This window comes from Kibdelosporangium aridum (assembly GCF_900176515.1).
Lineage (GTDB): Bacteria > Actinomycetota > Actinomycetes > Mycobacteriales > Pseudonocardiaceae > Kibdelosporangium > Kibdelosporangium aridum.
Genome location: NZ_FWXV01000008.1, coordinates 39,762 through 63,330, shown reverse-complemented (window position 1 = coordinate 63,330; position 23,569 = coordinate 39,762). Strand labels below are relative to the sequence as shown.

Here is a 23,569-nt window from a genome sequence, read left to right as displayed (position 1 = left end):
GTCTGAACGACCAATGGTCTAACCATAATACCTTGCGAACGACCGTCCGGGAACCACGTGAAGCGAGTGGTGTTCGGTCAGTCCAGGTCGAGCCCGGCGAGCCGCAGCCGCGCGACGTGATGGCGCCACAGGTTCAGGTCGTTGAAGGACGAGCCCAGATCGGGCAGTTCCGCGATGTCCTCGTCGTCAAGATCAGATGCACGGCCACCGAGCAGCGCCTGCTCGACATTGACCCGGGCCAGCGCGTCCAGGTTCAGCGCGCGCACCACGGCCTGCTCGACGGCGTGCTCCCCCGACCCGACCGTCGCGATGCCGTGGCCTGCGAGCACACAGACCGGCGCCTGCCCCCATCGCGTCGACTAACTCGCGCCCGAGCTCCGTGCTGCGGATCAGGACCTTGCGCGGGTAGATCGGAATTCCGTCGAGCGCCATCCGGGCGGCGGGAATGTTGTAGGCACCGAAGATCGGGCGCAACTGGACGCCGGCGAGCGCGGCAGCCAGCACCGACGGCGGATGACAATGCACGACAGCGTCCACGTCCGGACGGGACCGCAGGATCTCCGCGTGGATGGGCAGTTCCGCGGGAACCGACCACTGTCCCAGGTCCGCACCGCTACCGTTGAGATCGACCTGGCGGATGTCCTCGTCGAGCGTGAAGAGAAGGCCCTCTTCGCGAGGACCTCGGCAACGCACGAGCATGGCGTCGTCGCCGACACGCACGCTCACATGGCCGAGAATGTCCTCGGCCAGGCCGGCGTTCGCCAGAATGCGACACGCCAAGGCGAGCGTTCTTCTCAGAGATCCCCCAGCCAAATTTGGACTATTGGTATGATTATTGTTGTTGTTAGTCCCCAGGTCGTCAAGAGCGATCACCAGCCGCCGTACCGCGAGCCAGCGTCGCGCCATGTGGCTCGATAAGGGAGGATGGGCGCCATGACCGTCGAGGAGAAGGCCAGCTCCGGCAAGCCGGCGACGGAGCCTGACCTGTTCAGTCCGGTTTCACTGGGGCGGGTCTCCCAGGTCATCGTCGACCAGATCAAGATGCTCATCCACGAGGGCAAGCTCAACCCCGGTGACCGCCTGCCCAGCGAGCGTGAGCTGTGCAGCCGCTTCGGCGTCAGCCGCGTGACCGTCCGCGAGGCCCTGCGCGTGCTGGAAGCCAGCGGCCTGGTCACCATCCGAGTCGGTGCGCATGGTGGCGCCTTCGTCACCACGCCGAGCAACTCGCGGCTCGGTGAAGGTCTCGCCGACCTGCTTCGGCTCAGCCCGCTCACCGCGGCGCAGGTCACCGAGGCGCGGATGGTGTTCGAGCTGGGCATCGTGCCGATGGTCGTCGAGCGCGCCACCGAGCAGGACATCGAGGAGCTGCGCGAGATCTGCGCCAGGCAGAAGGCCGCGCTCAAGGACGGCACCTACTCGCTCACGCTGTCCACCGAGTTCCACACCAAAGTCGCGGCGTGCACCCACAACCCTGCTATCGAGATGCTGGTCGAGAGCTTCCACGGCCCGATGCTCATGTCCCTCAAGGAAGCCAAGACGCGTGCACCACTGATGGGCCGCAAGGGCGCGACTGAGCACTCGAAGTTCGTCGACGCGGTCGCCGCGGGCGATGTCGAGGCCGCGACCGAGATCATGCGCACGCACCTGCAGCGCACCGCGGACCGCGTCGCTCAGACCTCCTGAACATCCGTCTTCAGCGACCGGGACCGGCGCAGCATCGGCGTGACCGCCAGCGCCGCTGCCGCGGACGACACCCCGGCGAGCAGGAACCCGGCGCCCGCACCCCACTGCTCGCACAGCCATCCGGTGAGCGGGCCGCCGATCGGCGTGCTGCCCAGGAACACGAGGCTGTGCAGGGCGATCACCCGGCCTTGCATCTCCGGTTGGGTGCCGATCTGCAGCATGGTGCGAGCGAGCGTGTTGAACGAGATGTTGGCGATCCCCAGCGCCACCATCATGCCCAGCGCCACGGCGAGCCCTGGCGCGAACGCGGCGACTGCGTTGACGCCCGCGAAAATCCAGGTCCAGCGCAGCAGTGACCACGACGTCACCGCACGGCGCCCGGCACTGGCCAGTGCCCCGAGCACCGCACCGACGCCGAGCGCGGACGTGAGCCATCCGTAGACCTCCGGGCCGCCGCCGAGGGTGTCGCGCGCGAGCAGCGGCAGCACGACCCGGAAGTTCTGGCCGATCAGGGCGACCACGGCCACCAGCAGAAGGCACGCTCGCAACTCCGGATGTTCCCAGACGTAACGCATGCCCTGCAACGCCTTGCCTGATGCCCGCGTCGACCGCGGCACGCGATGCAACGCCGAGGTGTCCATCCGAGCCAGTCCATAGAGGACAGCCGCGAACGAGACCGCGTTGATCGCGAACGCCAAGCCGACGTCGACGGCCGCGATGAGCACACCGGCGATCGCAGGCCCGACAAGGCGTCCAGCGTTGTGGACCGTCGAGTTCAGCGATTGCGCGTTGACGTAGTCCTGTGGGGCGACCATCTCGGTGACGAACGCTTGCCGCGCCGGCACATCCACCACCGTCACCAGGCCGAGGCCAAGCGCCAACGCGTAGACCATCCACAGTTGCACGACCCCGCCCAGCACTGCCCCGGCGAGGACCGCGGCGAGCACAGCGCTGACTGCCTGCGTGACCATGATCGTGCGGCGCCGGTCGAGCCGGTCGACCAGAACGCCGCCCCACAGCCCGAACACCAATGTGGGCAAGAACTGCAGCGCGGTCGCGATGCCGAGCGCCACGGCCGAATCGGACAGGTCGAGCACCAGCCAGTCCTGGGCGACTCGCTGCATCCACGTTCCGACGACGCTGACCGCGTGGCCAATGAAGAAGAAGCGGTAGTTGGGCACGGCGAGAGAACGAAAGACGCGCCCGGCAGCCCTGCGTGCCCGCACGACACCTCCTCACTATTGGATTAATGGTATAATGTTTAGCTCACTCCAGAAAGGAGTGGCCCCATGACGGCAACCGTTGCGGTGATCGGCCTCGGCGCGATGGGTTTCCCGATCACCCGGCACCTTCTGGCCGCCGGAATCGACGTCACCGTCCAGGATCTCGACGACACGAAGCGTGAAGCCGCGCGTGAGCTTGGCGCACACGTGGCAGCGAGCGCGGCCGACGCGGCGCGCCAAGCCGACGCCATCGCAGTGTTCGTGCCGACCGACCGAGATGTCCTCGATGTCTGCTTTGGACGATCAGGCGCACTCGCCGGCGCACGAAACGGCGCAGTTGTCCTGCTTTGCTCTTCGCTACGACCCGAAACGTGTGCGAAAGTGGCGGCTGCCGCACCACCCGGTGTCGACGTGCTCGACGCGGCGCTCACCGGCGGGGTACGCGGCGCCGAGGAGGGCGCGGTGAACCTTCTGGTCGGCGGCGACGCTGAGGTACTCGACCGAGTACGCCCACTGCTCGAACCGTGGACTTCCGCCGTGCACCACCTCGGCCCGCTTGGCGCCGGCCAGGTCGGGAAAACGGCCAACAACCTCGTGCACTGGGCGCAGATCTGCGCGATCACCGAGGCGCTGGAACTCGCGAGGCGCGGCGGCGTCTCGGTGCCGGTACTGCGCCGCGCGCTGATGGACGGGCCAACCGACTCGCGGACCCTGCGCGAGCTCGAACGGATGCGCCTGACGTGGCACGCGAAAGACCTCGCGAACACCGCGGAACTGGCCAACGAGGTCGGAATGGACATTCCGATGGCACAGACCGCTCGCGAGGTGATGCGCGGCATCACTGTCGCCGACGTGGCCGGCCTGCTCGCCGACAGGCCATTGCACGGCGAGGAATCGAGGTAACGTTCCGGTAACCCTACCGTCAAAAGGTTAGACCTTTAGTCCACCGCTGAGGTGTACTCAGATCTACTCGACCCGAAGGAGCCCATAGTGCGCGACGACTACCTAAAAGGCGTTCTGTCCAGCGAGAAGAAGAATCGCGACGCGTCCGAGATCGCCGCGCGGGACGAGTTCAACCGGCAGCACCCGCCGATCAAGGGCCTCGTCGTCCCGCATGACCTTCGCAAGATGGACCTTCCGGAGCGCAAGTGGCGCAACAACCGCGGCCGCTGGTTCGACCTCGCCGACTACGAGGTGCTCAACGCTCACCTCGCCGAGCTCAAGCCCGGCTCGGCGTCCGTGCGCCACCGCCACACCACCGAGGCCTACCTCTACATCGTCAAGGGCAGCGGCTACTCGCTGATCAACTACGACGACGAGCCCGTCGAGGTCGTCGAGTGGTCGGAGGGCACCCTGTTCGCGCCGCCGCGATGGGCGTGGCACCAGCACTTCAACCTCGACGAGAACGACACGTCCCGGTACCTCGCCATCCAGGACACCGGACTGCTGCGCACGATGCGCCTGCACAACATCGAGCGGCACTCGGTCCAGCTGAGCCCGGACCAAGGCGCCGAACTGCTGCGCGCCGCGATCGAGCAGGGGACCGTGCACGGCGGGCACACCGGGATCAGCGAGCACAACTCGGTCGTCAAGCCGGTTCGCGACCCGGACGCCGGCTGATCCTCCTCACCGCGATCTCCACGCGGGGGAACCAGCACTGGGGAACGAAGCAGGGGAACAGTGCACCCGGACAGGCGACGATGCCTGCCCGATGATCCTTGCCGGAGACGCACATGCGACGTCATGCCGTCCTATCCGCGGTGGCTACGACAGCCACCGCGCTACTCCTCTCCGCGTGCGGCACCTCGCCGTCCGCATCCGGTGACCGCGGCGGCGGTGGTTCGGCCGAGGCTGTGTACGACCGGGTCAACGGTCTCACCGGAGCGCAGCGCCACGACACGCTAGTCGAACTGGCCAAGCAGGAGGGCAAGCTCTCCGTCTACACGTCGAACACCGACATCGACAAGCTGGTCGAGGGTTTCCAGAAGGCGTACGGGATCGAGGTCAGCGTCTACCGCGCGAACTCGGAAACCGTGCTGCAGCGCGTGTTGCAGGAACAGCAGGCCGGATACCCCGGCACCGACGTGATCGACACCAACGCCGGTGAACTGCACATCATGAACAAAGAGGGCCTGCTCGCGCCGTACAAGGGCGAACTGCGCGACAAGGTCCGCAAGCAAGGACAGGCCGACGGCTGGACGGCGGCCAGGTTCAACGTCTTCGTCGTCGGGTGGAACACCAGCAAGGTCGCACCCGGCGACGAGCCCAAGTCGTACGAGGACCTGGCCGATCCGAAGTGGAAGGGCCAGGTGTCGATGGAGATCGGGGACGTCGACTGGTTCGCCGCGATGTACCAGTACTACATCGGCCAGGGCAAGACCGACGCCGAGGTCCGTGACCTGTTCTCCCGGATCGCCGCGAACTCGAAGATCGCCAAGGGCCACACCACGCAGGGCGAACTGCTGTCCGCGGGCCAGTTCGGGATCACCGTGTCCTCCTACAGCCACACCATCGACAAAGCGGCCGACAAGGGCGCGCCGGTCAGCTGGCATCCGAAGTCAGGCCAACCGGTACAGCCGATCGTGGTGCGCCCCAACGGAATCGGGTTGATCAAAGCGGCTCGCAATCCCGCAGCCGCGATGCTGTTCACCGACTGGCAGCTCACCGAGGGCCAGAAAGCACTCGCCGACGCGTTCCGGGTCGGCTCCATCCCCACCACCACGGACCCGCTGGCCGGTCTCACGGTCGTGGCGCCGCCGGAGCAGGAACTGCTCGCGGACCCCAAGAAGTGGGACCAGCTCTACGCGGACATCGTCAAGTCCGGACAGGAGATCAAGTGATGAACACCGCAAAGGCGCGGTTAGGTGCGTTCGGACTTGCGGCCGTGCTGGTCGCGACGGGCTGCGGTGCCTCACCGACAGCGAGCGGCCCCGGCACCGGCGGCGGAGAGCCGACGGCAGCGGAGAAGTTCTACGCGGAAATGGCCGGCCTCAAAGGACAGGCGCGGCGGGACAAGCTCGTCGAGCGGGCCAAGCAGGAGAAAACGCTCAACCTCTACACCTCGATGACGAGCGACATCGCTGACAGCATCACGAAGGCGTTCAGCGACAAGTTCGGCATCGACGTACAGCTCTACCGCGCGGGCTCGGAAACCGTGCTGCAGCGCGTGTTGCAGGAGCAGTCGGCGAAGTTCGCGGGCAACGACGTCATCGAGACCAACGCCAACGAGCTCTTCGCCCTCAACACCGAACGCATGCTCGCCGAGTACAAGGGCGAGCGGCGTGACCTCGTGCCGAAGGCGGGCCAGTTCGACGGATGGACCGCGTCGCGGTTCAACCTGTTCGCTCCGAGCTGGAACACCACGCTGGTGGGAAAGGGCCAGGAGCCCAAGCGGTGGGAGGATCTCGCCGATCCGAAGTGGGACGGCAAGCTGTCCATGGAGATCGGCGACTACGACTGGTATCTCACGCTCTACGGCTACTGGAAGACCAAGGGCAAGAGCGAGGCCGAGATCGACAAGCTGTTCGCGGACATGGCCAAGGGCGCCAAGATCGTCAAGGGGCACACCGTCCAGGGTGAACTGTTGTCGGCGGGCCAGTTCTCGCTCGTCGCGTCCAACTACTCGTACATTGTGGACCGCGCGAAGGCCAAGGGCGCTCCGGTCGACTTCCTGCCGTTCGCCCAGCCCGTGATCGCACGGCCCAACGGGGTCGGGCTGATGAAGAGCGCCCCGCATCCCGCCGCGGCGATGTTGTTCACCGACTGGCTGCTCGAAGAGGGACAGCAGGTGCTGGTCAAGGACGGGCTGACACCAGCCGTCGTCACGGGCGAGGACCCGCTCAAGGGCGTGGAGATCGTCCCGATCGACGTCAAGACGATGGTCGAGCACGGCGACGAGTGGCAGAAGAAGTACGACAAAGTCGTCGCGGGCGGCGAGCAGGTCTCCAACTAGACCGAAAGGTTAGGCGATGACCACGGCAGCGCCTCCACGACCACCGGTCACCACGGATGACCAACCGGCGCCACTCCCCCGGCGGCGCCGGTGGTGGCCGACCCCCAAACTGCTCATCACCCTCGCGGTGGTGGCCGCGATCGGCTACCTGGCGATCGTCCCGCTGTACTACCTGGTCTGGGGAACCTTCTTCGACGCCAACGGGTTCACGTTCGGCGGCTTCGCCCGCGCGTACGGCGACGAGCGGATCGGCAGTCTGATCGGCAACTCGCTCTGGTTCGCCGTCGGATCGGCCGTGCTGTCCCTCGCGGTCGGCACGTCACTGGCCTACCTGCAGGTGCGCACGGACGTGCCGTTCAAGGCACTGTTCTTCGCCGCGTCGATCATCCCGTTGATCATCCCCGGCATCCTGTACACGATCGCCTGGATCTTCCTCGCCAGCCCGGACATCGGACTGCTCAACAAGATGCTCGAACCGGTCTTCGGCTCCGCCGCGGTCGACATCTTCACGGTGTGGGGGATGATCTGGGTGGAGGGACTGCACCTGTCCCCCATCGTGTTCCTGCTGATGGTCGCGGCGTTCCGCTCGATGGACCCCTCGCTGGAGGAGTCCGCGTTGATGAGTGGCGCGAGCAGGATCCAGGTGTTCCGGCGGATCACCGTCCCGTTGATCCGGCCCGCCATCGGCGCGGCCGTGCTGATCATGACCGTGCGCGGCCTGGAGAGCTTCGAAGTGCCCGCCCTGCTGGGGCTGCAGAACGGCATCTACGTGTTCACCAGCCGTATCTACTTCGTGCTGCGCTCCTACCCGCCGGACCTCGCGGCGGCCGGTGCGCTGGCGGTCGGGCTGTTGGTGCTCGCGATGATCGGTGTCGCGATCTCCAACTTCGCCGGGCGCGCGGCGAAGAACTACCAGACGGTGACCGGCAAGGGTTTCCGCCCGCGCCCGATGCGCCTTGGCAAGTGGCGTCCGGTGATGGGTGCCGCGATCATCGTGTACTTCCTGCTCACCGTGGCGCTCCCGCTGCTGGTGCTGCTGTACACGTCACTACTGAAGTTCTACCAGGCCCCGTCCGGCGCGGCGTTCGCGTCGATGTCGCTCGACAATTACGCCAGCCTGCTGAACCTGCCGAAAGCGATGACGGCACTGCAGAACTCGCTGTTCCTCGGCGTGGGCACGGCGACGGTCGTGATGGCGGGTATGGCGATTGCGGCCTGGGTCGTGGTCCGGTCCAAGGTGCCCGGCCGGGCGATTGTGGACCAGTTGTCGTTCCTGCCGCTCGTGGTACCCGGTCTCGTTCTCGGCCTCGCACTGTCCTTTGTGTACCTGCGTAGCCCGATTCCCATCTACGGCACCATCTTCATCCTGCTGATCGCCTACGTGACCCGCTACATGCCGTACGGGATGCGCTACGCGGTCACGTCGATGCAGCAGATCTCGGCGGAACTCGAGGAGTCCGCCCAGGTCAGCGGGGCGAGTTGGTGGCAGACGTTCCGCAAGGTGCTGCTGCCGCTGTTGGCTCCCGGCCTGATGGCCGGCTGGATCTACATCCTCGTGGTCTCCTTCCGGGAACTGTCCAGCTCGATCCTGCTGTACAGCCCCGGGAACGAGGTCCTGTCCATCCTCATCTTCGAACAGTACGAGAACGGCGAGTTCACCGTTCTCTCAGCGCTCGGCGTGGTCATGGTGCTGACGCTCGTCGTGCTCGTCACGGTGGCGTACAAGCTCGGCGCCAAGATCGGTCTGCGGCAGGACTAGGAGGTCCCTGTGCTTCGCGTGGAGAACCTTGCCAAGACGTTCGACGGCGAACAGCTGCGGCGCAGGGCGAAGAAAGGCACCGGCACCAACCGGGTGTTCGCTGTCAACGGCATCAGCTTCGACGTGCGCGAGGGCGAGATGTTCACTCTCCTCGGGCCGTCGGGCTGCGGGAAGACGACCACCCTGCGTTCCATCGCAGGCCTGGAACACCCCGACTCGGGTGTGATCGAGGTCGACGGCCGGGTGTTGTTCGAAGGACGGGACGGGCACAAGCCGCACAGCGTCCCGGCCAACGAGCGCAAGCTCGGGATGGTGTTCCAGTCGTACGCGATCTGGCCGCACATGTCGGTGTTCAACAACGTGGCGTTTCCCTTGCAGGTCAAGAAACGCGGCGAGCGGCCGAGCAAGGCCAAGATCGCCGAGCAGGTGCACAAGGTGCTCGCCACGATGGAACTGGAGGAACTGGCGTCCCGCGCGGCGACCAAGCTCTCCGGCGGGCAGCAGCAACGGCTCGCCCTGGCCCGTGCGCTCGTGGTCGAACCGTCGTTGCTGCTGCTCGACGAGCCGTTGTCCAACTTGGACGCGAAGCTGCGGGAGTCGTTGCGCTACGAGCTGAAGCGGCTGCAGCGCGAGCTCGGGATCACGTCGATCTACGTGACCCACGACCAGACCGAGGCGCTCGTGCTGAGCAACACGGTGGCGGTGATGAAGAACGGCAACATCGTCCAACTGGGTCGTCCGCGCGAGATCTACGAGAACCCCAACTGCAGGTTCGTCGCGGAGTTCATCGGCACGACGAACATGTTGTCCGGTTCCGTGGACGCGAAGGACGGCCAGCGGTACACCGTGCTGACCACCGACGGCCCGCTGCGCCTGGACTCGGTGGTGGACGTCCCGCTCAACCAGGAGGCCGTCGTGTCGATCCGGCCGGAAGCCGTGGAGGTCCACCTTGAGAGCCGGGCGGGCGAGGTGCCCAACGAGTGGAAGGGAACGGTGGTGAACCGGGCGTTCCTCGGTGAGGCGGTCGACCACGTGATCCGCGTCGGCGAGCACGAGATCCGGGCAAGAGGCAACCCGTCCGTGTCCATCCAGCCGGGCACCGACGTGTTCGTGCGGATGGACCCGGCCAAGCTGACGCTCGTACCGGTGGACTGAACACGTGGCGGTCCCAGCGGTTCTGCGCAACCGCGACTTCAACCTGTACTGGGCCGGCGTGGTGGCCTCGCAGATCGGCACCCGCGGCACCGTGGCCGCCAACTTGTACCAGGTCTACGACCTCACCGGCTCGATCGCGTACACGGGTCTGGTCGGTGCGGCGCAGGCGGTGGCGCTGGTCGTCCTCAGCCCGCTCGGCGGTGCCCTCGCCGACCGAGTCGACCGGCGCCGCCTCCTGCAGGGCGCGCAGGCCGTCGCCCTGCTGGTGGCTGGGTTGCTCGCGTGGTTGACGCTGTCCGGCCACGCGGCGGCATGGCACGTTGTGTTGTCCGTTGTACTCACCACTGCTGCCGCGACGTTCGATCAGCCGGCCCGTCAGGCACTCATTCCCGCGCTGGTGCCGCGCAGCCAGATCGCGGAGGCCATCGCGCTGCTCAACCCGTCGCGTGAGATCGCGGTGCTTGTCGGCCCGCTGCTGGCCGGTGTGCTGATCTCGGTCTCCGGGCCGGGACTGATGTACGCCGTGGACGCGGGCACGTACGCCCTGCTCGTGGCCATCCTCGCAGTCGTGCGAACACCTCCACTCCCTCTGCCTGCAGAAAAACGCAGTGTTGTTCACTCCATTATGGAGGGTGCGAGGTACATCGGGCGCCGGCCGTTGATCTACACCCTGATGGGTTTGGACCTGTCGGCGACCGTGTTCAGCGCCTACCGGGTGCTGTTGCCCGCACTTGCCCTCGATGTGCTGCACGTCGGGTCGACGGGGTACGGCATCCTGTCCGCCGCACCCTCGGCCGGGGCTTTGCTGGCGACGTACTCGGTGTTCCGCACGGTTCAGCGAAGTACCCGGCAGGGCAAGGTGTTGTTGTTGTCCACAATGCTCTACGGGATCGCCGCGATCCTGCTGGCGTTCTCCCCCGTGTTCGCACTCGCCGTCATCGCGGCGTTGCTGCTCGGCGGTTTCGACGCCATGGCAACGACAATCCGGCACGCCGCCGTGCAGATCGACACACCGGACGAGATCCGCGGCCGGGTGACCGCGTTCTACCAGATGGCGTCGCGAGGCGGACCCGCACTCGGTGACGTTGTGGTCGGGGCGTTCGCGGGTTTGGTGGGACCGGTGGTCGCGCTGAGTGTGGGAGCGTTGGCGACGATCAGTGTCGCGGCCTCGTTCTCGTTGCGCGACAACGTAGTTCGCTCTTACAGCGGAGTGGTCACCGAGGACAGGGCCTGAGCGGCCTCGACCGCGGCGGACAAGTCGTCCGCGGTCAGCCGCTCGGGGTTCTCCGCCAACTCCGGGCACCCAGCCACCGCGGCCAACACCGCCTTACGGGTCCGCCTGCCGTCGAACCCCTCACACAGGCCAGCCAGCTTCGCGTGCAGCGCCTCATCCTGCGCCAGCCCACGCAGCGTCGGCCACAGGGTCGCCAACTCCGCCAGCGAGGACCGGATGATCCGCGCCAGCACGTCCACGTCCGGCAAGTCCAGCCGTAGCACCAGATCGGCCCGAGACAGGAACGCCTCGTCGACGCCCTCGGTGAAGTTGGTCGTGGCAAGCAGCAACAGGTGCGGGCACGCCGCCCGCAGCGCGTCCAAACCGGACAGCACTGCGTCCGTCGCACGGTGCACATCCACCGGGTTGGTCTCGAACGACGCGGCGCTACGCCGCACTGCCAACGCCTCTACCTCGTCGACCAGCACGACAGTGTGTGGCCGGCGCGCCGCGAGCTCCGGCAGCGTCTCGGCGAAGAGCCTGCGCACGGCGCGCTGGCTCTCGCCGAGCATCTCGCTGGGGAACGCGTGCGGGTCCACCTCAACGAACGTTGTCGCCCCGCGATTGGCCACCGCCATTGCCGCAGCCTGCGCCAGTCCTTGGCACAACGTCGTCTTGCCGGTGCCGGGCGGACCGGCGAGCACGACGAGGCCATGCGGCGGGCCAGACAACGACTGCAGCGCCCTGCCGTGCCGCAGAACGAGGACCGCCGTGCCGAGGAGGCGCTCTTTCGTGCCCGGCGGCACGATGATCGACTCCCACGGCCCGTCATGGTGGTCGGCAGGCAGGACGTGAATCCCGCTGACGCCGTGCGGGAGGTTCATGGCCAGGTCGGCCGTTCGAGCGTGGGCCACTCGATCGTCGTCGGATCCCCTGCCTGCTTGTCCCGGATCGCGTTCGGCGGCTCCTCGAACAACACCAACGGGTCGCACAACGCGCGCATGGTCTCCAGCAAGCTGTCGAACATGTGAATACGCACGACTTTCGCGGTGTTCTCCGGGTGGTCGTTGAAATGCTGGTGCCAGAGGAAATGGTCGACGACGATGATGTCGCCCTTCTTCCAGCGGTGCGTCGTGCCGCCCTCCGGCTCTGTACCCAAGTAGGTATGGCCCTCCCCTTCCAGCACGTACAGCCACGCCTCACCTGGGTGACGGTGCATCGACTGGCCGCGGCCGGGCCCGATCTCGAACATCGCCATCGTGATGCCGGATGCCTGATAGCCGATGGCACGGTCGAGCAGGAACGTCGTCCTCGTGCCGCGCGGGGTGTTGACCAGCTCCAGGTCGTCCCAGTTGGTGTGCAGCCGACCGGCGCGCCGGTTGGTCTGCTCACGGCCAACGCGGCGGATACGGCGTGCGTACGGGTCGTCGCCGTCGAGGTGGGTGCTGAACGCCGGTCGCCCGGGCAGCTCCGCGACCGGGGTGTGGCCGGCGTCTTCGAGCACGTTCATGCCCATGGTCGCGAGCATCGGTTCGCTGGAGAATGTCAGGTACCGCGCGACATCCGTGCCCTCGTTGCCGGAGCGGTGCCACGCCCACGCGGGGATGTGCAGTGAATCGCCTGGCCCCCAATCGATGCGCTCGCCGTCGATCTCGGTCCACCCCCAGCCAGCGACAACGAGCACCATGGCGTCCCACGAGTGGCGGTGGATCGTGGTCGTCGTACCGGGGTCGAACTCGTGCGCCAACGCGTCCATCGTGCGGGTCGGCCGATCGCCGTCCTCACCGACGTAGACGCCCACGCGGTGACCGCGCTCGGTCTTGTGCATCACGACGTCCTCGGCGGCGACGACGTCACGGTGGTTGGCGCGCCAGTCCTCAATGAACTTGGCGCGCCTGGTCTTCTGTACGTGGTAGTGGCTGACGCCTGTTGTGGTCCGCGTGGTCACTTGGTATCTCCTCAGCCAGGTTGAACGAGTACGGCCCCTCGGCCGCGCACAATCGCCGCGGTCGCCGCGATCAGCACCCCGACCGCGCCCATGGCCGCGGTCAACGGGAACGCCAGCACCACGCCGGACACCGCGAGCGGTCCCCCGAACAGCGCCGCCGCACGGAAGGTGCCCGCGGCGGCGATCGCCTCCCCGCGTTCCTCCGGGTGGACGGCGACTGTGGCGATCGCGGGCCCGATCGTCTGCAGCGCACCGGCACCCAGTCCGGAGATCCCCAGCAGGACGGCGGCGAGCAGCCATAACTCCGCGGCAGGCACCACAAGCCCGATGCCGCCACCGGCGGCGATCGTGCCGAGGACGAACGAGCGACCGATCCACGGCTCGTTCACCCGCCCGACAAGCGCGGCGCCGACAAGCGCCGAGCCGTTCGCGACGGTGACGAGCGCGCCGACCGTCGACGCCGACTGTCCCGCCGAGTCGAGCGCCACCGGCACGAAACTGGACAACAGGCCACGCCATGCACCCGCGCTGACGCCCGCCCAGCACCCGACGTCCACGCCTGGCCGCCGCCAGATCCCACCTGGCGGACGCTCGGCCGGTGGCGCGAAGGGCGGCAATCGGTCAAGCAGCAACGCGGGCACCATCGCGACACACGCCACCACGGTCCCGACAACGAGCGCCAGTTGCGCGGACGTCTCAATCAGCACCCCGGCCAGCACCGGCCCGACAAGCAGGCCGAAGCTGGACACGAAGTTGATCGCCGCGAGCGCACCGACAGGGCGGCGGTCGCCCCGCACGACGTGCGTCTGGCTGCCGGTCCAGAAGCACGCACGCGCCACTCCCTGCAGCAGCTGCGCGATCGTGAACGGGACAACAGCCGCGGAAATGACCACGAGGCCCGACGACAACCCGAGGGTCAGACCGGCACCGACGATCAGCACCCAGTCGCCGACCCGTCGCATGACCCAGCCGAGTACGAGCCGCGTGGCCATCTGCGCGATCGCGGACACGGCCGTGAGAAAACCGACCTCCGCGACCGAGTAGCCGGCCCGGAGGGCCAGCAGCGGGAGCGCGACGCTCGCTATGCCAAGGGAACAGGAGAAGAGCGCCGCGCCTCCCGCTGACGCGGCCTGATCACGCGACGGCCGCACGAGGCGCCGTCAGGCGTTGGATTCGGTGAGCTGCCCCGCTGGCGTGCTCTCGGACGCGGACTCGAAGTAGTGGACAGCGTCGTAACCGAGGTGTTTGAAGACCCGGTTCTGCGCGTTGAACAGCCGCAGCGGCGTGCCATCCGCGGCGAACAACTGGCACACGTGGTTCTGCGGGACGTAAAGCGTGTCGCCCTTGGTGATCTCGTAACGCTTGGGCTCAAGGGCGATGCGCGCGTAGTACTTCTCGGCGATCTCGGCCTCGACCTCCCATTGCAGGGCATAGCCGCCGCCGTCGAGGACGTAGTAGACCTCGTCGGCCATCTTCCAGTACTTGCCGCTCTTGCCACCCGCGGGGATGTCGAGCTCGAAGGCGTCGACGCTGAAAATGCGCGCGTCGGTCCGTGCGGGCGAGGACATGACACGCACCCGGCCGAGCGGGGTGTCCTCCCAGACGGTGTCCGACGGCGAGATGACCTTCTTGCGGTCAAGGACACCCGGCGTCCACACCCGCGACCAGTCCTCGCGGGGCCCGAACTCGGTCTCGCGCTCGACCGGGCCGGAGCGGCCCTGCTGGATGAGGCCCATGAACATGAAGGTGCTCTTGGCCTTCACCACCAACGCCACGGCCTTCTCGTCGTACGGGTTGAAGTGCCGGTGCACGGAATCGGTGTGCACGAAGACGAGATCGTCCTTGGCCCAGTCGTACCGCTTGTCGTCGTGGATCTCGTAGCCGCGACCCTCGAGGATGTAGAAGGCAGCCTCGTTCTGGTGACCGTGCCCGTGGTTCGAGGAGTCCGCGGGCAACTCGACGAAGTGGACCTGGATCGTCTGGGTGAGGAAGTCCTCGTCCCCCGGCCCGATCCGCCACCAGGTGCGGCTCTTGGCACTGTCGCCCGAGTGCGCGACCTTGGCGTCGTCGACGACCACGGAGTCGTCCCGGACCCGCTCCGCGGCCAGTTGCCGCTGGCGGAATTCTCCGAGTCCGTAGGTCTCCGACGTCAGTCCACGCACGAACACGCGTCCGCTCTTACCCAACTCATCCTCCGATTGACCTCGACGAGCACGACCAGGCGGCGCGGATGCGGCATCCGTGCTCTTCCTCGAGCCAGGATCGACAGGGGCAAATGGTATTACCGTTCTACCTCCAATGCAATGACACGGGCGTCGCAGACAGCGGATGACCGGGACATCCTGGCCACACGGTGCTGTGAAGTCGATGCGGTATCTACTCGGCCATCCGAGTGAGCCCGCGTCAGACGGCGGGCAGCAACGCGAAGAACTCTATGGCCGCCGGGTGAGGCGGGGCAGGGCCGCCTCACCCAGGTCGGCGTGGCGCGCTGCGCGACGGTCTCCCCGCCCGTTGCGCAGCGCCAGCCCACTTCCATCCACTGTCTGCATTGGATAAACGGCCGGGTCTGTCACAACTCCGTAATACCCGAGCATGTCGCCGCGGGCCGCCAGGTGCGCAAGGATCGACTCTCTGCCACCAAGGAGGTCGCCCCATGCTTCGTCGTCGAATCGCAGGAGCCGCGCTCGCCGCGATTCTCACAACCGCACTCGCCGCGTGCGGCGCGGACACGAGTTCGACGGCGCCTGGCGGCGAAACGCCCGCGCCGCCTCAGACGACGAGCACCGGGACGTCAACGACAAGCACGCAGACCAGCCCTTCAGTCCCAGACCAGTTGAAGTTCACCGCGCAAACCGTGGACGGGCAGAGCTTCTCAGGAGACAGCCTGGCCGGTAAGAAAGCCGTGTTGTGGTTCTGGGCTCCGTGGTGCCCGAAGTGCCGGGCGGAGGCACCACGAGTGGCGGCTGCCGCGCAGGCCACCAGCGGCAAGGTGACGTTCGTCGGGGTCGCCGCCCAGGACGCGCTGCCCGCGATGAAGAAGTTCGTCACCGACTACAAGGTCAGCGGCTTCACCCACCTCGCCGATCTGGACGCCGCGATCTGGACCCGGTTCGGGGTCACCCAACAGCCCGCGTACGCGTTCATCGGTCCAGACGGCAAGATCGACGTGGTCAAGCAGCAACTGTCGGAGTCCGCGCTGACCGAACGGGTCAACGCACTGACCGCGGCGTGAGATGAACCTCGACATTCTTGGTTTCGCGCTGGCCGCCGGCATGATCGCCACGGTCAACCCGTGCGGGTTCGCGATGCTGCCCGCGTATTTGACGTTCGTCGTCGCGGGCGAGTCGCGTCCGACGATGTCCGCGGTATGGCGGGCGTTGGCCGTCACCGGCCTGATGGCGTTGGGTTTCCTGACCGTCTTTGGCGCGTTCGGCCTGGTCGTGGCGCCGCTGGGGTCCTCCGTGCAGGAGTACCTGCCTGCGGTGACCGTGGTGATCGGCGTCGTCATGGTGGGGCTCGGGGCGTGGATGCTGGCGGGCAAACAGATCACGCTGCTCGTTCCGAAGCCCCGCAAAGGCGCGCCCACAGCGCGGTTGAGTTCGATGTTCGGCTACGGCCTCGCGTACGCGGTGGTCTCGCTGTCCTGCACGATCGGACCGTTCCTGGCCGTCACCGCCCAGACCTTCCGCAGCGGTTCGGTCGTCACCGGTATCGCGGCGTATCTGGTGTACGCGCTGGGGATGGCCCTTGTCGTCGGCGTGCTCGCGGTGTCGGTCGCGCTGGCGAGCACTGCGGTGACCAAGGGAGTCCGGCGCGTTCTGCCGTACGTCAACCGCATCGGCGGCGCGATCCTGGTGCTGGCGGGGCTGTACGTCGGCTACTACGGCGTGTACGAACTGCGCCTGTTCCACGCTGGCGGCTCAGCGAATGACCCGATCGTGGACGGCGCAGGCAAGGTTCAGGCGCTGCTCGCCGAGTGGGTCGACGCTGTTGGGCCCGTGCCGTTGGTGCTGGGTTTGGTGGTGCTCGTCGGCGCCGTTGTCCTGGTTGCCCGGTTGCGTGCCCGACGACAGCTACATTGGGTCACATGGTTGGCAAGGGTCCGCGATCAGCGGCGGACAAAACGTTGATCGTGCTGGAGGCGCTCGCCGACCACGCCCGGATCGCGGACATCGCAGGCGCGGCGGGCCTGCCGAAGCCCACTGTGCACCGGATCCTGCAAACCCTGGTGCAGCACGGCTTCGCCCGCTCCGACGGCCAGGGCAACTACGTCTGCGGCCCGCGCATCCTCAGCCTCGCCGGGCGGTTCCTGCAGCGCCTTGACATCGCCGAACAGGTCCGGCCGATCCTGCGTGACCTTCAGCAACGCACTGGGTGGACAGTGCATCTGGCGCTGCTTTCCGGTGATGAGGCCGTGTACGTGGCCAAGGTCGAGGGCACCAAGCCGTACCACCTCGCCTCCCGGGTCGGGATGAGCCTGAAGCTGCACTGCACCTCGATCGGCAAGGCCATTCTCGCGACGATGTCCGACGACGAGGTCTCCGAGATAGTCGCTCGTGCTGGTCTGCCCGCACGCACCGAGAACACGATCACCGACGCGCGCACGTTGCTCGGCGAGCTCGCAGCCGTCCGGACCCGTCGTTACGCGGAAGATCACGAGGAGAACGAGGCCGGTGTCCGCGCTGTCGGCGCCGCGGTGTTCGACCACACCGGCGGCGTGATCGGTGGGCTGTCCGCGGCCGCGTTGGTGCATCTGGCTCCGGTTGTCGAGGATCTGCCCGCTCAGGTCACCGCCGCTGCCGAGGCCGTCTCCAAGGCCCTCGGAGCGCACTGAGAGTGACCCACTTCACAAGAGTGGCCGGTTCGTGGCACGATGTCCGAGTCAGGATGGAATGCCATTCCGTGAGGCGGAACGATGAACGTTCAAGCCGCCGAGCTGGAGGCGCTGGCCACCCGGATCCTCGTCGCCGCCGGCGCGTCCACAGCGGACGCCGCGACCGTGGCCCGTTCGCTGGTGCGGTCCGATCTGCTCGGCCATGACTCGCACGGGGTACGCAGGGTCATCGACTACGTCACGCGGATCCACAATGGACTGATCGATCCGCGGGCCGAGCCGAAGGCGGAGACCACCCGGCCAGGAACGGTTGTGGTGCACGGGCGTCGCGCATTCGGTCAGCTCGCCGCCCTGCGGGCGGTGCGTGAGCTGCAGTCCCTCGTGCCACGCCAGGGGTCTGGGGTGGCCGTCGTGCGGGAGTGCAACCACATCGGCAGACTCGGCGAGTACGTCGCCATGCTGGCCGATCAGGACCTGATCGGGCTGGCCTTCGGCAACGCCGACCCGACGGTCGCGCCGTACGGCGGCCGGGAACGACGCCTGGGCACCAATCCACTGGCCTGGGCCGTGCCCAGAGATCCCGGTCTGCCTCCGGTCGTGATGGACTGGGCCACGTCCGGTATCGCCGAAGGAAAACTGCGCGTGGCCAGGGACCGGGGCGAGCAAGTGGCCGAAGGCCTGGTCCTGGACGCGGCCGGACGGCCGAGCACCACACCCGCGGACTTCTACCAGGGCGGCGCCCTGCTGCCGTTCGGCGGGCACAAGGGCTACGGGCTGAGTGTGCTCATCGAAATCGTCGGCGGGCTGCTGTCGGGCATCGGCATCGGCAGCATGCCCGGCTTCCGGGAAGGCTGGGGCACGGTCCTTGTCGCCTTCGACATCGCCGCATTCCTTCCGGTACGGGAGTTTCGTGCCCAGACTGAACGGTTCTGCCAGGCGCTCGCCGAGACGCCGCTGGCCGAAGGGGCCAGCGAGGTGCTGGTCCCCGGCGAGCCGGAGGAGCGGATCCGGCTTGAGCGGACCAGGGACGGCATTCCCGTCACGGAGAACACCTGGCGCGAACTCAACGCTCTATTAAGGACAGAGGAGGAGTGACCATGACCAGAGCCGTCAACGAGGACGGAGCCGGTCAGGACACCACACCGACCGAACTGCGCCGAGTGGTCGGTGCGTCGGTGGTCGGCACCGCGTTGGAGTGGTACGACTTCTTCATCTACGGCTTCGCCGTCACACTCGTGTTCAACGAACTGTTCTTCACCATGGGCGACCCGGCCATGGGCGTCATCATCGGCTTCGCCACGTTCGGTGTGGGGTTCGCGGTCCGCCCGCTCGGCGGATTCCTGTTCGGCCACCTCGGCGACCGGATCGGCCGTCGGTCCACCCTGGTGCTGACCACGCTCGTGATGGGTGTGTCCACCGGGCTGATCGGGCTGCTCCCGACCTACGGCAGCATCGGCGTCGCCGCGCCGATCCTGCTGACCGTGTTACGGATATGCCAGGGCCTCGGCGCGGGAGCGGAGTTCGGCGGCGCCTCGACGCTGCTGGCCGAGCACGCACCGGCGCGGCGCCGTGGGTTCTTCACGTCCTTCGCCCAGACCGGAGTCCAAATCGGACTGCTGTCCGGCGTTACGGTGTTCCTGCTGATCGAACTGCTGCCGAGGCAGACCGTGCTGGACTGGGCGTGGCGGATCCCGTTCCTGTTCAGTTTCGTGCTGATCGCGGTCGCGTTGTACGTACGGCTGCGGGTTGCCGAATCCCCGGTCTTCCGGCAGATGAGCGAGCGGCGCACGACGGTGAAGATGCCTGTACTGGACGCGTTGCGGCACTATCCACGCAACTTCCTGGTCGGCATCGGTGCGCACATCTGCGACACCGCCGTGGTGTACATCTACGCCACCTACAGCCTGACGTACATAACCAAGACTCTGGCCATGCCGCGATGGGTCGCGCTCACCGGTGTGATCATCTTCAGCGTCATCGTCATCGCGTTACAGCCGGTGTACGGCGCGTTGTCCGATCGTGTCGGCAGGCGGCCGCTGAACCTGTTCAGCGTGGTGTTCACCGCGGCGTTCGCGTTTCCGTTCTTCCTGCTGCTCGACACCAGAGAGCCGGTGCTGATCTGGATCGCGCTGGTTCTGGCGACATCGCTGGGGTTCGCACCGATGATCGCCGTGCAGCCCGCGTTCTATGCGGAGCTGTTCGGCGCACGGGTGCGTTACACCGGGTTCGCCGCGTCCAGGGAAATCGGCGCCGCGCTGGGCGGCTTCTCCCCCTTGATCGCCGCGGCGCTGGTGGCGCAGGCAGACGGGAAGGGCTGGCTGGTGGCGCTGTGGATGATCGGTACGGCAGCGGTCTCGTTCGTGGCTTTCTGGTTGTCCAAGGAAAGCAAGGACGTCGACATCACTGTGATCGACGCGACCGCCCGGTGACGTGTCGTGGTTCCCCGGTTGTCCAGATCGACGTACCCCGCGGCCGTGGCCCCGGCCGGTGTCGGCATTGTCCACTTGGGACTCGGCGCCTTCCACCGGGCACACCAGGCGGTGTTCACCCAGGAGGCAATGCTCGCCGAGCCCGGGGACTGGGCGATCTGTGCCGTCGGCCAGCGCAACCCGGCCGTCCGCGACGCAATGTCCACACAGGACTGCCTGTTCACGGTGACCGAGCGGGACGCCGAGCACGAGGACATGCGAGTGGTGGACAGCGTGCGCGATGTCCTGCTGGCGTCCGACCAACCGGACCGAGTCACTGCGGCACTGGCCGACCCCGCCACCCGGATCGTCACCATCACGGTGACCGAAGCCGGGTATCGCCACGACCCAGCCACCGGGCGGTTGCGTGCCGACGACCCCGAGGTCGCGCTGATGTCAATGGCCGACCACCGCGGACAGTGATCGGTCAGCTGGTCCGTGGCCTAAAAGCACGTGAACACAGCGGGCTGACGGTCGTGTCCTGCGACAACCTGCCGGACAACGGCCGGTTGGTCGCGGGACTGTTGCGGGATTTCTGCGTGTTGTCGGGGCAACCCGAATTGGCCGAACGGATTGCCGGACAAGTGCGATGCCCGTCCACAGTGGTCGATCAGATTGTGCCGGCCACGACTGAGCAGGACATCGCCAAGGTGGCTTCACGACTGGGCTTCATCGACCGGGCCGCTGTCGTCGGCGAGACGTACCGGCAATGGGTGATCGAGGACGACTTCGCCGCAGGCCGTCCCGCCTGGGACAAGGCAGGAGTGCGGTTGGTCGCCGACATAGCACCCCATCAGGCGGCCAAACTGCGGCTGGTGAACGGCACCCACACGGCGTTGACCTACCTCGGGCTGCTCGCGGGCTGCACGAGCACGTCCGAAGTGGCCACCCGCCCGGAGTTCGCCCGATACGCCGAGCGCCTGATCCGCGAGGAGACCGGCGCATCCCTGGCCCGCTTCGGAATTCCGGTCGACATCGAGGCTTTGCTGACGCGCCTGGCCAATCCGCGGATCACACACCGGCTGACCCAGATCGCCACGGACGGTGCGCGCAAGCTCCCGCAACGTCTGCTCGACCCCGCCGCCGAACTCATCGAGTCAGGTGTGGAGCCGAGGATGATCTGCCTCGCGTTGGCCGGATTCCTGCGTCACGAGGGTGAGACGCCCGACTGCCTGTTCGCCGCACGCCCCGCCTTGCGGGAGTCCCGCGTGTTCGGAGAACTGCTCGCCGACGCCATACACCGGCTCGACCGCAACGACGTGCTGACAACGTTGAGGGGAATCTGAACAGGATGCACCTGAAGGACACAGTGGCCGTGGTAACCGGCGGCGGTACAGGCATCGGCCGCGCAATCGCGCTCGCCCTCGCCGAAGCAGGCGCCCAAGCCGTCGTGGTGAACCACTCACGGTCCACAGAGGAGGCAGCCGCGACAGTCGCCGAGTTGACCGACCTCGGATGCACGGCGGTAGGTATCCGTGCCGACGTTGGCGACGACCGCCAAGTGCGGGACATGGCCGAACAGGTGCGGTCCAGATTCGGCCGGATCGACATCCTGGTGAACAACGCCGCCATCACCCACGCGGTGCCGCACGAAGATCTCGACGGGCTCACCGACGAGATCTTCGGCCGGATACTGGATGTCAACGTGCTCGGCCCGTTCCGTCTCGTGCGTGCGTTCGCGCAAGACCTGAAAGCGGCTCGTGGCGCGGTGGTGAACATCGCCTCGATCTCCGGCTACCGAGCAGGCGGATCATCGATAGCCTACGGCGTAAGCAAAGCGGCACTCCTCCAACTGACCCGAAACCTCGCCGTCGCCCTCGCCCCTGAGGTCAGGGTGAACACGATCGCGCCCGGCACGGTCGCAACACGCTGGCAGACCGACCTGCACGGCACAACCGGCTTCGCCGAGCGCGCCGAGGCCGAACGCGAGTCCGTCCCGCTCCGCCAGACTTCCCAGCCCGAGCACATCGCCCAAGCCGTGCTCGCAGTCCTCACCATGGACATGGTCACGGGCGAGGCGCTCATCGTCGACGGCGGCAAACACGTGCGGTACTAACTGAGCACCGGGGCGCGGTCGATGAGATCACACGTTCGGAATGTGAAGTTCTCGTAGGGGTGGGTCGGCGCGGGCTCCCCGGTGGCCTGGGCGTGGATGATCCTGTCGACGCGGAAGGCCCGCGCGGCCAGCCGCAGCCGGCACCAGGCGACGACGTACCAATATCGCCCGCGCACCGTGGCGAACAGCACGGGTTCAACCTCGCGTTCCGTGCGGGTGCCGTCCCTGTCGAGGTAGGTCAGTCGCAACACCCGGCGATCGACGATGGCGTCCTGGATCACCGACGGGACCGGCTGCGGCGTGTCCTCTGGCCGGTCAAGCAACTGGACCCGGTTGGCCAGATCGCGAGCGGCCATGGCGTCGCGCGCCGACATCGCTGCGACGATCTTATGGATCGCGCTGCGCGCCGCCTGGGCGAACGGCGTGCCATCGGCCCGGTCGAACACCACCGCGGCGGCGATCACCTCGGCGGGTGTGAAGTTCAGCGGTGGCAGGGTCATTTCTCTGTCCACTGTGTACCCACCGCGCCGCCCGGCATCGGCGTAGATGGGCACGCCCGCTTGTGTGAGGGCGTCGATGTCGCGGGCGATGGTGCGCACACTCACCTCGTAGCGTGCGGCCAGCTCACGGGCGCTGCGCCGGCGCGGCGCGACTGCGCGCAACTCCTCCACGATGGCGTAGAGCCGATCTGTGCGGTTCACGCTTCCGGACGTTAGCCGCGCCCACCGACAAAACGCGTGGCAGGACTTTCCGGAAACACTGACATAAGGGTGTCTCGTCGACCGGCGATCGTGGTGTTCGTCCTGGCGAGAGCTGCTCGGCTCGACCTTCGAAACGGAGAACGACATGCCTGTCGGATATCTCGACGTGCCCACCGGTGTTGACGTCGGCAGGAAGCGAGAACTGGTGAAAGCGATCTACGACGCCTTGCACGAGGCCTACCCCTTCCCTGACGACACCAGGATCTTCCTGCGGGAGTGGCCGCTGGACAGCGTGAGCCAGAACGGACTGCTCGGCTCGGAGCCGGCCAGGCCCGTGTTCATCGTGCACGTACCGCAAGGCACCAAGATCGACGCCAAGCGCACGATGCTGAAGAAGATCAATAAGGCCGTCGCCGACGCCTACCGGCTCCCGGACTTCATGACCTTCCTGCACGAGCACCCGCTTGACGTCGTGGCGCTCGACGGCGCTCTGCTCTCGGACGACCAGCAGCGAGTCGAAGACCAAACAGAGGCCTACTCCTAAGCGGCAACACTGCCGCTGGGTCCGCTCGTTGCG

24 protein-coding genes and 1 pseudogene are annotated in these 23,569 nt (G+C 67.1%); 17 read left to right on the top strand and 8 right to left on the bottom strand.

Going from position 1 to position 23,569, the window contains the following annotated elements; translation table 11 throughout:
* Positions 1 to 77: 77 nt before the first annotated feature.
* Together B9C43_RS58885 and B9C43_RS58880 are read right to left on the bottom strand one after the other, a co-directional pair.
* Positions 78 to 329: a hypothetical protein gene (locus B9C43_RS58885; RefSeq protein WP_235039089.1), complete on the bottom strand. Its 252-nt coding sequence runs from the start codon at positions 327 to 329 to the stop codon at positions 78 to 80.
* A 70-nt stretch (positions 330 to 399) separates the two neighbouring features.
* Positions 400 to 906 (bottom strand): annotated as a pseudogene (locus B9C43_RS58880) (class II aldolase/adducin family protein); the annotation flags it as partial.
* Between the two features lie 27 nt (positions 907 to 933).
* On the opposite strand from B9C43_RS58880, the gene B9C43_RS36405 reads away from it, so the two are divergent.
* Positions 934 to 1,683 carry a FadR/GntR family transcriptional regulator gene (locus tag B9C43_RS36405; RefSeq protein WP_033390864.1) on the top strand — a complete coding sequence of 250 codons (750 nt, stop codon included), beginning with the start codon at positions 934 to 936 and terminating at the stop codon, positions 1,681 to 1,683.
* Here B9C43_RS36405 and B9C43_RS36400 read toward each other — a convergent pair.
* Positions 1,671 to 2,909, bottom strand: coding sequence for an MFS transporter (locus B9C43_RS36400; protein WP_084431314.1), 1,239 nt, complete (start codon positions 2,907 to 2,909; stop codon positions 1,671 to 1,673). The genes B9C43_RS36405 and B9C43_RS36400 overlap by 13 nt on opposite strands.
* A 63-nt stretch (positions 2,910 to 2,972) precedes the next feature.
* Here B9C43_RS36400 and B9C43_RS36395 point away from each other — a divergent pair, with 63 nt between their 5' ends.
* The 7 genes from B9C43_RS36395 (at position 2,973) to B9C43_RS36365 (ending at position 11,006) form a co-directional block, all read left to right on the top strand.
* Entirely contained in the window at positions 2,973 to 3,809 is an 837-nt protein-coding gene (locus B9C43_RS36395) for an NAD(P)-dependent oxidoreductase (protein WP_084431312.1), read from the top strand.
* Between the two features lie 87 nt (positions 3,810 to 3,896).
* Positions 3,897 to 4,526: a cupin domain-containing protein gene (locus B9C43_RS36390; protein ID WP_051897212.1), complete on the top strand. Its 630-nt coding sequence runs from the start codon at positions 3,897 to 3,899 to the stop codon at positions 4,524 to 4,526.
* Between the two features lie 140 nt (positions 4,527 to 4,666).
* Positions 4,667 to 5,746 carry an ABC transporter substrate-binding protein gene (locus B9C43_RS36385; protein ID WP_200825854.1) on the top strand — a complete coding sequence of 360 codons (1,080 nt, stop codon included), beginning with the start codon at positions 4,667 to 4,669 and terminating at the stop codon, positions 5,744 to 5,746.
* Complete coding sequence (locus tag B9C43_RS36380) at positions 5,746 to 6,858, top strand: ABC transporter substrate-binding protein (RefSeq protein ID WP_084431308.1); 1,113 nt, start codon at positions 5,746 to 5,748, stop codon at positions 6,856 to 6,858. Before B9C43_RS36385 ends, B9C43_RS36380 begins: the two co-directional genes overlap by 1 nt.
* A gap of 16 nt (positions 6,859 to 6,874) precedes the next feature.
* The gene (locus B9C43_RS36375) at positions 6,875 to 8,617 is read left to right on the top strand and encodes an ABC transporter permease (protein WP_084431306.1); all 1,743 of its coding nucleotides are present in this window, start codon (positions 6,875 to 6,877) and stop codon (positions 8,615 to 8,617) included.
* 9 nt (positions 8,618 to 8,626) lie between these two features.
* Positions 8,627 to 9,772, top strand: a complete 1,146-nt coding sequence (locus B9C43_RS36370) for an ABC transporter ATP-binding protein (RefSeq protein ID WP_084431305.1) — start codon at positions 8,627 to 8,629, stop codon at positions 9,770 to 9,772.
* A 4-nt stretch (positions 9,773 to 9,776) separates the two neighbouring features.
* A complete protein-coding gene (locus B9C43_RS36365; RefSeq protein WP_084431302.1) occupies positions 9,777 to 11,006 on the top strand; it encodes an MFS transporter in 1,230 nt (409 codons plus the stop codon).
* Here B9C43_RS36365 and B9C43_RS36360 read toward each other — a convergent pair.
* From B9C43_RS36360 to B9C43_RS36345, 4 genes are read right to left on the bottom strand one after another with little or no spacing between them, the layout of a single operon-like run.
* Positions 10,973 to 11,899, bottom strand: a complete 927-nt coding sequence (locus B9C43_RS36360; RefSeq protein WP_200825853.1) for an AAA family ATPase — start codon at positions 11,897 to 11,899, stop codon at positions 10,973 to 10,975. The two genes, B9C43_RS36365 and B9C43_RS36360, sit on opposite strands and share 34 nt — an antisense overlap.
* On the bottom strand, positions 11,866 to 12,933 hold the full coding sequence (locus B9C43_RS36355) for a cupin domain-containing protein (protein WP_084431300.1): 1,068 nt from the start codon (positions 12,931 to 12,933) through the stop codon (positions 11,866 to 11,868). The genes B9C43_RS36360 and B9C43_RS36355 overlap by 34 nt, the downstream gene beginning before the upstream one ends.
* Before the next feature lie 11 nt (positions 12,934 to 12,944).
* Positions 12,945 to 14,084 (bottom strand): MFS transporter, encoded by a 1,140-nt coding sequence (locus tag B9C43_RS36350; protein WP_084431298.1) that lies wholly within the window; start codon positions 14,082 to 14,084, stop codon positions 12,945 to 12,947.
* A 9-nt stretch (positions 14,085 to 14,093) separates the two neighbouring features.
* Positions 14,094 to 15,119, bottom strand: a complete 1,026-nt coding sequence (locus tag B9C43_RS36345) for a cupin domain-containing protein (RefSeq protein WP_033390876.1) — start codon at positions 15,117 to 15,119, stop codon at positions 14,094 to 14,096.
* A gap of 467 nt (positions 15,120 to 15,586) precedes the next feature.
* On the opposite strand from B9C43_RS36345, the gene B9C43_RS36340 reads away from it, so the two are divergent.
* From B9C43_RS36340 to B9C43_RS36310, 8 genes are all read left to right on the top strand, one after another.
* A complete protein-coding gene (locus tag B9C43_RS36340) occupies positions 15,587 to 16,165 on the top strand; it encodes a redoxin domain-containing protein (RefSeq protein WP_084431296.1) in 579 nt (192 codons plus the stop codon).
* Position 16,166: 1 nt separating this feature from the next.
* On the top strand, positions 16,167 to 17,063 hold the full coding sequence (locus B9C43_RS36335) for a cytochrome c biogenesis CcdA family protein (protein WP_084431294.1): 897 nt from the start codon (positions 16,167 to 16,169) through the stop codon (positions 17,061 to 17,063).
* Positions 17,021 to 17,767, top strand: a complete 747-nt coding sequence (locus B9C43_RS36330; RefSeq protein WP_084431292.1) for an IclR family transcriptional regulator — start codon at positions 17,021 to 17,023, stop codon at positions 17,765 to 17,767. Before B9C43_RS36335 ends, B9C43_RS36330 begins: the two co-directional genes overlap by 43 nt.
* A gap of 81 nt (positions 17,768 to 17,848) precedes the next feature.
* Complete coding sequence (locus B9C43_RS36325; protein WP_084431290.1) at positions 17,849 to 18,862, top strand: Ldh family oxidoreductase; 1,014 nt, start codon at positions 17,849 to 17,851, stop codon at positions 18,860 to 18,862.
* A 2-nt stretch (positions 18,863 to 18,864) separates the two neighbouring features.
* Complete coding sequence (locus B9C43_RS36320; protein ID WP_084431288.1) at positions 18,865 to 20,196, top strand: MFS transporter; 1,332 nt, start codon at positions 18,865 to 18,867, stop codon at positions 20,194 to 20,196.
* Between the two features lie 18 nt (positions 20,197 to 20,214).
* The gene (locus B9C43_RS55935) at positions 20,215 to 20,658 is read left to right on the top strand and encodes a mannitol dehydrogenase family protein (RefSeq protein WP_160096923.1); all 444 of its coding nucleotides are present in this window, start codon (positions 20,215 to 20,217) and stop codon (positions 20,656 to 20,658) included.
* Positions 20,655 to 21,521 carry a mannitol dehydrogenase family protein gene (locus tag B9C43_RS55930; RefSeq protein ID WP_143446850.1) on the top strand — a complete coding sequence of 289 codons (867 nt, stop codon included), beginning with the start codon at positions 20,655 to 20,657 and terminating at the stop codon, positions 21,519 to 21,521. The genes B9C43_RS55935 and B9C43_RS55930 overlap by 4 nt, the downstream gene beginning before the upstream one ends.
* A gap of 5 nt (positions 21,522 to 21,526) precedes the next feature.
* Positions 21,527 to 22,291: an SDR family NAD(P)-dependent oxidoreductase gene (locus B9C43_RS36310; RefSeq protein ID WP_033390882.1), complete on the top strand. Its 765-nt coding sequence runs from the start codon at positions 21,527 to 21,529 to the stop codon at positions 22,289 to 22,291.
* On the opposite strand, the gene B9C43_RS36305 is transcribed toward B9C43_RS36310, so the two are convergent.
* Positions 22,288 to 22,992, bottom strand: a complete 705-nt coding sequence (locus B9C43_RS36305) for a helix-turn-helix transcriptional regulator (RefSeq protein ID WP_084431286.1) — start codon at positions 22,990 to 22,992, stop codon at positions 22,288 to 22,290. The two genes, B9C43_RS36310 and B9C43_RS36305, sit on opposite strands and share 4 nt — an antisense overlap.
* A 145-nt stretch (positions 22,993 to 23,137) precedes the next feature.
* On the opposite strand from B9C43_RS36305, the gene B9C43_RS36300 reads away from it, so the two are divergent.
* Positions 23,138 to 23,536, top strand: a complete 399-nt coding sequence (locus B9C43_RS36300) for a tautomerase family protein (protein WP_084431284.1) — start codon at positions 23,138 to 23,140, stop codon at positions 23,534 to 23,536.
* Positions 23,537 to 23,569 lie beyond the last annotated feature (33 nt).

Excerpts from the sequence above, each read along its gene's own strand:
- B9C43_RS36310 (WP_033390882.1), top strand. The coding sequence starts at position 21,527 with ATGCACCTGAAGGACACAGTGGCCGTGGTAACCGGCGGCGGTACAGGC.
- B9C43_RS36320 (WP_084431288.1), top strand. The coding sequence starts at position 18,865 with ATGACCAGAGCCGTCAACGAGGACGGAGCCGGTCAGGACACCACACCG.
- B9C43_RS36380 (WP_084431308.1), top strand. The coding sequence starts at position 5,746 with ATGAACACCGCAAAGGCGCGGTTAGGTGCGTTCGGACTTGCGGCCGTG.
- B9C43_RS36375 (WP_084431306.1), top strand. The coding sequence starts at position 6,875 with ATGACCACGGCAGCGCCTCCACGACCACCGGTCACCACGGATGACCAA.
- B9C43_RS36340 (WP_084431296.1), top strand. The coding sequence starts at position 15,587 with ATGCTTCGTCGTCGAATCGCAGGAGCCGCGCTCGCCGCGATTCTCACA.
- B9C43_RS36405 (WP_033390864.1), top strand. The coding sequence starts at position 934 with ATGACCGTCGAGGAGAAGGCCAGCTCCGGCAAGCCGGCGACGGAGCCT.
- B9C43_RS36335 (WP_084431294.1), top strand. The coding sequence starts at position 16,167 with ATGAACCTCGACATTCTTGGTTTCGCGCTGGCCGCCGGCATGATCGCC.
- B9C43_RS36330 (WP_084431292.1), top strand. The coding sequence starts at position 17,021 with ATGGTTGGCAAGGGTCCGCGATCAGCGGCGGACAAAACGTTGATCGTG.
- B9C43_RS36395 (WP_084431312.1), top strand. The coding sequence starts at position 2,973 with ATGACGGCAACCGTTGCGGTGATCGGCCTCGGCGCGATGGGTTTCCCG.
- B9C43_RS36325 (WP_084431290.1), top strand. The coding sequence starts at position 17,849 with ATGAACGTTCAAGCCGCCGAGCTGGAGGCGCTGGCCACCCGGATCCTC.
- B9C43_RS36300 (WP_084431284.1), top strand. The coding sequence starts at position 23,138 with ATGCCTGTCGGATATCTCGACGTGCCCACCGGTGTTGACGTCGGCAGG.